The sequence below is a fragment of the Bathymodiolus platifrons methanotrophic gill symbiont genome (genome assembly GCF_002189065.1).
Classification (GTDB): Bacteria; Pseudomonadota; Gammaproteobacteria; order Methylococcales; family Methylomonadaceae; genus Methyloprofundus.
On record NZ_BDMN01000053.1, the window covers coordinates 1 to 5,638 of the forward strand.

At 40.2% G+C, this 5,638-nt stretch carries 6 protein-coding genes; 1 reads left to right on the forward strand and 5 read right to left on the reverse strand.

From position 1 onward, the window contains the following. Window positions 1-486 precede the first annotated feature (486 nt). Window positions 487-675, reverse strand: a complete 189-nt coding sequence (locus CDZ78_RS03705; RefSeq protein WP_087868763.1) for a hypothetical protein — start codon at window positions 673-675, stop codon at window positions 487-489. A 336-nt stretch (window positions 676-1,011) separates the two neighbouring features. On the opposite strand from CDZ78_RS03705, the gene CDZ78_RS03710 reads away from it, so the two are divergent. After that, window positions 1,012-1,536, forward strand: coding sequence for a hypothetical protein (locus tag CDZ78_RS03710; RefSeq protein WP_087868764.1), 525 nt, complete (start codon window positions 1,012-1,014; stop codon window positions 1,534-1,536). 76 nt (window positions 1,537-1,612) lie between these two features. Here the strand turns inward: CDZ78_RS03710 and CDZ78_RS03715 are convergent, their stop codons facing one another. The 4 genes from CDZ78_RS03715 to CDZ78_RS21675 all read right to left on the reverse strand — a co-directional run bounded on the left by CDZ78_RS03715 (window position 1,613) and on the right by CDZ78_RS21675 (window position 5,451). Then, window positions 1,613-1,825, reverse strand: coding sequence for a hypothetical protein (locus CDZ78_RS03715; RefSeq protein WP_087868765.1), 213 nt, complete (start codon window positions 1,823-1,825; stop codon window positions 1,613-1,615). Between the two features lie 128 nt (window positions 1,826-1,953). Next, complete coding sequence (locus CDZ78_RS03720; protein ID WP_087868766.1) at window positions 1,954-2,931, reverse strand: ABC transporter permease; 978 nt, start codon at window positions 2,929-2,931, stop codon at window positions 1,954-1,956. Next, window positions 2,931-5,072, reverse strand: a complete 2,142-nt coding sequence (locus tag CDZ78_RS03725) for an ABC transporter substrate-binding protein (RefSeq protein WP_244559148.1) — start codon at window positions 5,070-5,072, stop codon at window positions 2,931-2,933. The genes CDZ78_RS03720 and CDZ78_RS03725 overlap by 1 nt, the downstream gene beginning before the upstream one ends. A gap of 223 nt (window positions 5,073-5,295) precedes the next feature. Beyond that, the gene (locus CDZ78_RS21675; RefSeq protein ID WP_167374163.1) at window positions 5,296-5,451 is read right to left on the reverse strand and encodes a hypothetical protein; all 156 of its coding nucleotides are present in this window, start codon (window positions 5,449-5,451) and stop codon (window positions 5,296-5,298) included. Window positions 5,452-5,638 lie beyond the last annotated feature (187 nt).

Sequence of the window (5,638 nt, forward strand, 5' to 3'; positions counted from 1 at the left end):
CAATCCGAAGTGCGCGATAGCGCGCGAGGGAGGCTAAAATTTTATCCCGAATAGCCGTAGAGCCATTTGAGGTAGCCATGACTGAGCTGCTTTGTGCTCAGTCTGTGGCGGACGCAGGGCGGCTGGAGCATCTCCTATTCGCTGCGTAGGTGAACGAATTATGGCGACAGGAGTCCCGGAATTTCGTGAGGTAGCATGGCGCGCCTGATCATCCCCATCGCTCTTTCCTTCATTGACAATTGACTCTCCGTTATGATATATCTCCATAACCGTATCTGAAGGTCCATATGTCTGGAAGATATGCCAGCCCGATACTTCAGGGTAGTAAGAGAACGTATAGTGAGCGCCCTCTTTACATAAAAAGAATGCTTTAGCCATTGTCAAAGAAAGCTCAGGATAATCGTTAGCCCGTGCTTCTGCGGCTTTCCGTTTTTCCTCCTCTTCTGCCTGACGCTGTGCTTCTTCCTTCGCGATTCGTTTCTGCCTCTAAGAGTTTCGCGGCTTCTTCTTCTTAGCCTTCTCCACTTCCTCTGCGGTTAAATTGGTAATTTCACCGGCTGGGTTAGGCGCCGGTGTTTCCGCCTCTTCCCCGGGGCGGACTGAATTCCACTCCGCTTGAACCATGTTGTTGAATAAAATCATCAACACGGCGACTGTCATTAGTTTAGTTTTCATCTTTTATCCTGTAAGGTTTCTAAAAGTTCTGTATTTCATATTTGCCTTCCAGTAAAAAGTTAAAAATGAGTTAATTCCACAAAACCAATCGATTGGTTATTGAATTAACGATCACGTCCTCATCCTGAAACGCTAAGCAAGGAGATACCAGCACAGTAACCCTGCCGACTAACTAACACTGTAATGAGAATCATTCTACTTGTCAATTACATCAAAACATTCTAATTAGCTAATAACCCATAAAGCCCAGATTACTTTCACTCAAAAAAACTCTCTGCTTTTAGTACATTCTTTCGGCTCTATGTGAATCCTAGTGGGTAGTGCGATAATAATACCATGAATAATGAATCTTTATTTAGTATGGCTTTAGGCTTACAATCGCCTTGGAAAGTGGAAGAAATTATCTTTTCAAACGACAATATTTTAGAACAGAATGAACTTCATTTGCAGATAGGTTTTGAATCAGGCGCCCGTTTTGCTGATGAATCGGGGGTTCTCTGCCCAGTGCATGATACAGTCGATCGGCAAAAACAGGAATTGTTTGCCCATTTTGTACTGATCACCATGAGTAGACTCTGTACCAATGAATCTGAAAACTTATTAAATAGTCTGTTAAATCTGCAACCAGACGAAATGGATCCGAAACAAACAATACAGGCAAACTTTAAAAATAGCCTGGCAACCATGTCGAGGCATCTGGAAGATATCATGTTTGTTCCGGCACGCTGTATCAAAAAAGTGATGGATGACATTGTCAGCTCTATTTCACGAAATCATCAAAAGCTCAGACCGGGTCGATCCTATATTAGGAAATCCAAAAAGCCTGTGAACAAATGGCGGGGGTGTGAATCGACGGCCTAATGTAGATTTGAAATGGGTAAAGTGATTTCTCATGCGATTGCATTCGTGCGGGCTCTTAACCGAAGGGGGTAATGGCTTAAGCCAATGCCATTGCCTGAGCACCTGCCGCCTGATCTATATATGAAATATGCTCAAGTACAAACTGATAAAGAATATTTAATTCACTCTCCTGATTTTTCCCATCCATCCACATCACTTCGATTAATGGTATAAGATCCAGAAAATAAAAATCAGCCGGTTTTAAATCAAATTCTCGAGCGAGCTCGTCAAATAGCTGTTGTTTTTCCATGATTACATCCCGTAGGGTGATTAAGTGCCAGTACAGACACATTTATGTAGGGTATCATCGTTTTCAATTCACCTTATTTGCACCAACAAGGTGTGCAAAAAACCATTGCACACTCTGCACGACTGTATTCATGATAATCGCACTCGTGGGTCAACCAGAGTATAAGAAATATCAGTTAACAATAAGCCAATAATATAGAGCACTGACCCTAGAAAAACCATGGCTCTGACGACAGCAAAATCCTGGCTATTAATCGCATCAATCGTATAACTTCCTAGGCCAGGAATACTAAAAAATGACTCGGTAATCAGGCTGCCCATAAACAATAAAGGTAAAACCACTACCACACCTGTCAGAATAGGAATCATGGTATTTTTTAAGACATGCTTAAACAACACCTGAGTTTCAGTGAGCCCTTTTGCACGTGCAGTACGCACATAATCCTGCTCAATTTCTTCTAGAAATAAAGTGCGATACCATCGCGCACCTGCTCCTACACCTGCCACAACACTAATTAATACAGGCAGAATAAGAAATTTATAGGCATTTATCCCAGTGTCATAACCAGAAATTGGTACCAGCATCAGTAATTTCCCCACGATAAACTGGCCGCCAATAATATAAAACAAGGAAGAAATCGACATAATAATAACGCATAACACGATGGTGCTAAATTCCAGGTAGCTTTGTCGAAACAGGACCATCATTAAAGCAACACTAATATTCACCAACAAGCCAACCACTAAAGAGGGTAGAGCAACCGCCAGACTTGGCCACATCCGTTGCTGTATATCTTTACCTATATTTCGACCACTGTCTGAAATGCCAAAATCAAAAGCAAAAAGGCGTAAAGACTTTTGATAAAAAATCGTATTTTTAATTTTATCTGCCCCTGATTCTTTCTGATTTAGAAGTAAGGGTAAATGATAACCTCGCTGCTGCTTCCAGTTATCAATCGCTTGTTCAGTGACATGTTTTTGCCCTAATTGCATTCTTGCCATATCATCAGGACTATTGACGATAAAAAATAAAACAAAGGTGAGTATATTGACGCCTAATAATAAAGGAAAAGCGTATAAAAAACGGCGCAGGATATAATTGAACATTACTTAATAGTCTCCCTGGCGCGATGCTGAAAACTACGCACTGCTGGTAGAACTAACAAGATTACTAATAGAATCACTAATACAATTGGCCATAATACCGGCTGATTCCATTGTTGACGCAGAACGTTACGCTGCTCTGGTTCTATACGCTGGTATTTCAATTTATTATTAGCCATTAAATTAGGCTTCAAATTATGATACCAGCTATGATACAGAGAAACACTTTTGGGGTGAAAGCCAAATACCCAGGGTGCATCATTATGAATTATTTCCTGCATTCTATGAGTAATGGCTAAGCGCTCTGGGCCATTTTCCATATTACTCATTTGTTTAAACAATCGATCAAATTCATTATTTTGATAATTCACCACATTTTCTCCCCCATGTAAGACTTTGCTGTTCGCGCCATACAAGAGGAAAAAAAAGTTTTCGGGGTCGGGGTAATCAGCATTCCAGCCCCACATAAAAATTTGTGCATTACCATTCAGCATTTTCTGCTGAAAACGATTGTAATCCGTTGCCCGAATCACTAATTGTATGCCTAGTTTAGTAAATTGCTTTCGATACCAATTAAGACGCGCTCTTTCATCAGGACCACTGGCGGCTGTATCCAGATAGAGAATCAAAGCTTCACCTGTTTTTATATCTATACCATTAGCATATCCCGCTTGCAGCATTAGCTGCATAGCTGCGGTTATTGGTTTGCGCCGAGCCTGCCTGCCGTCCCAATCATAGATATAAGGATTGATTCCCTTCTCGCCTGATGTAAAACCAAAAATTTCAGGGGGAATAACTCCCTGTGCAGTCACGCCTCGTCCATTCATAAAAATAGAAATATATTCTTCATAATCGATGGCTATGGATATAGCACGGCGTAATTTTCTAGCCCTTTCATTATCACCACCGACCACTGAATCCAGCATATTAAAGCCCATATAATAAATAGAACTGGTAACTGTCGTTTGTAACTGTATGCCTTTATCCTGCATTGCCTGGGTAAGGCCTAATTCTCCATCACCTGTAAATTGTACCGCCTGATCAAAGCTATCCGAAGCAACGCCAGATGCATCGTAGTAGCCTTGCAGAAACTTATTCCAATAGGGAATGGTTTCTTTTTCCAGTTTATATACGGCTTTATCTATAAAAGGTAAGCGCTTGCCTGCATCGTTTAACAAGCCTTGCTCTTTATCACCAAGCTCACCATACTCTGGATAAAATGCCGCATGATAATTAGGATTTTTAAGCATCACCATACGCAGGTTAGGATTGTTTTCCTCTAACATATAAGCACCTGTCCCAAGAGGCTGCCAATCCAGAGTGATGTTTTTATCAATCAGTGCTTGCTGACTATAAAAGGCATCCGCCTCCCACGGCATAGGTGCAAAAAACGGCATTGCCAGCCAATAGATAAACTGCGGATATTTCCCTTTAATGCGAATTTTATAGCGGTACTTATCTAACACTTCGACACCGCTAATAGCAGAGTCTTTTAAGGACGACCGTGGCTTATTTTTTAGCGTGACACCATAATCACCCAAGCCCACTATATATTGCTTCATGAGTTCCGCAATAGGCGAGGAAATTTCTGGATGTACCAGGCGCTTAATCTGATGTACGTAATCAGCAGCTACCAATTCACGTGTGCCGGTTTGGGCAAAGTCACCTAAGTGTACAATTTTAGTCAACTCTGCCGGTGTTAATTCATGATATAAATATTGCCCCTGATCATTTCTAGCTAAAGCCGGATGGGGCTGAAATTTAATTTGCGGCTTAATCTCGATAATATAATCAGAAAATGCAATGCTATCTGCCGCAGCATCCTTCGCTAATACCTTTTCAGATTTATCTAAATAGATAATCTCAGGCATTTGCGTTGCCGTTAATGGCTCCAGTTCATAAGGGCGCTTTAAAAAATGATACTGAAAAGGTGGTTCGTAAATCTGGCCTATAAAAACATACTCATTCGAACTATACGATTTTGCAGGGTCTAAATGTCGGGGCCGTTCCGAGAACGATGAATATAAAACAGACTGATTTTTTTCTGGGGAGGTTGGGTAAGGGCTATTAAGCACCTGTTCGTTACAGGCTGATAAGTTTAAGTAGCTTAAGATAAAAAAGAGGGTTTTAAATATCGAGGTCACTGTACAGGTATGTTTATAATTTATAATCTAGAATGCAGTGTAGTTACCAAATAGTTTCTATATCATACAGTGAAAATTTCTCATTTCTACTTAATAACGCCATATTTTCCTTTGTGGTCTAGGGTATTTTGTGATAATCATACTCACTGTTTTTTAGAGAAAAAGAGAAAATAAGTACCCATCCCAGAATAAAAATTAACATCAATCATACTTTGAATGTTAATTAAAGTTCAATACAACTTTTCTCCAAGCCAAATTTATCATCATATTTCCCCATATAAGTAACCACACACTCTTTCTTACCATCACTGCTTGTTATTTCAACCCCGCCGCCAGCTCTTACTCTCCTACTGTATTTACCTTTACTGAAGTTTCCCAATAATTATTTATGGTAAAATTGAAACTATGCTACAACTATATGAAAAAAATAGTCTTTTCATTCGTTTCAAATGCTATTGCCTAAGGGGAATTAAGTAGGGGTTTGCTATAAACATGGCAAAACCACCTAAAATAAACCTCGATACACCAGCATTGTGTATTTCAGCTACTCAATAATTGGGAAACTT

Bases quoted from the DNA above. Each gene is read 5' to 3' on its own strand.
- CDZ78_RS03710 (WP_087868764.1), top strand. From the start codon at position 1,012: ATGAATAATGAATCTTTATTTAGTATGGCTTTAGGCTTACAATCGCCT.
- CDZ78_RS03720 (WP_087868766.1), bottom strand. From the start codon at position 2,931: ATGTTCAATTATATCCTGCGCCGTTTTTTATACGCTTTTCCTTTATTA.
- CDZ78_RS03715 (WP_087868765.1), bottom strand. From the start codon at position 1,825: ATGGAAAAACAACAGCTATTTGACGAGCTCGCTCGAGAATTTGATTTA.
- CDZ78_RS03705 (WP_087868763.1), bottom strand. From the start codon at position 675: ATGAAAACTAAACTAATGACAGTCGCCGTGTTGATGATTTTATTCAAC.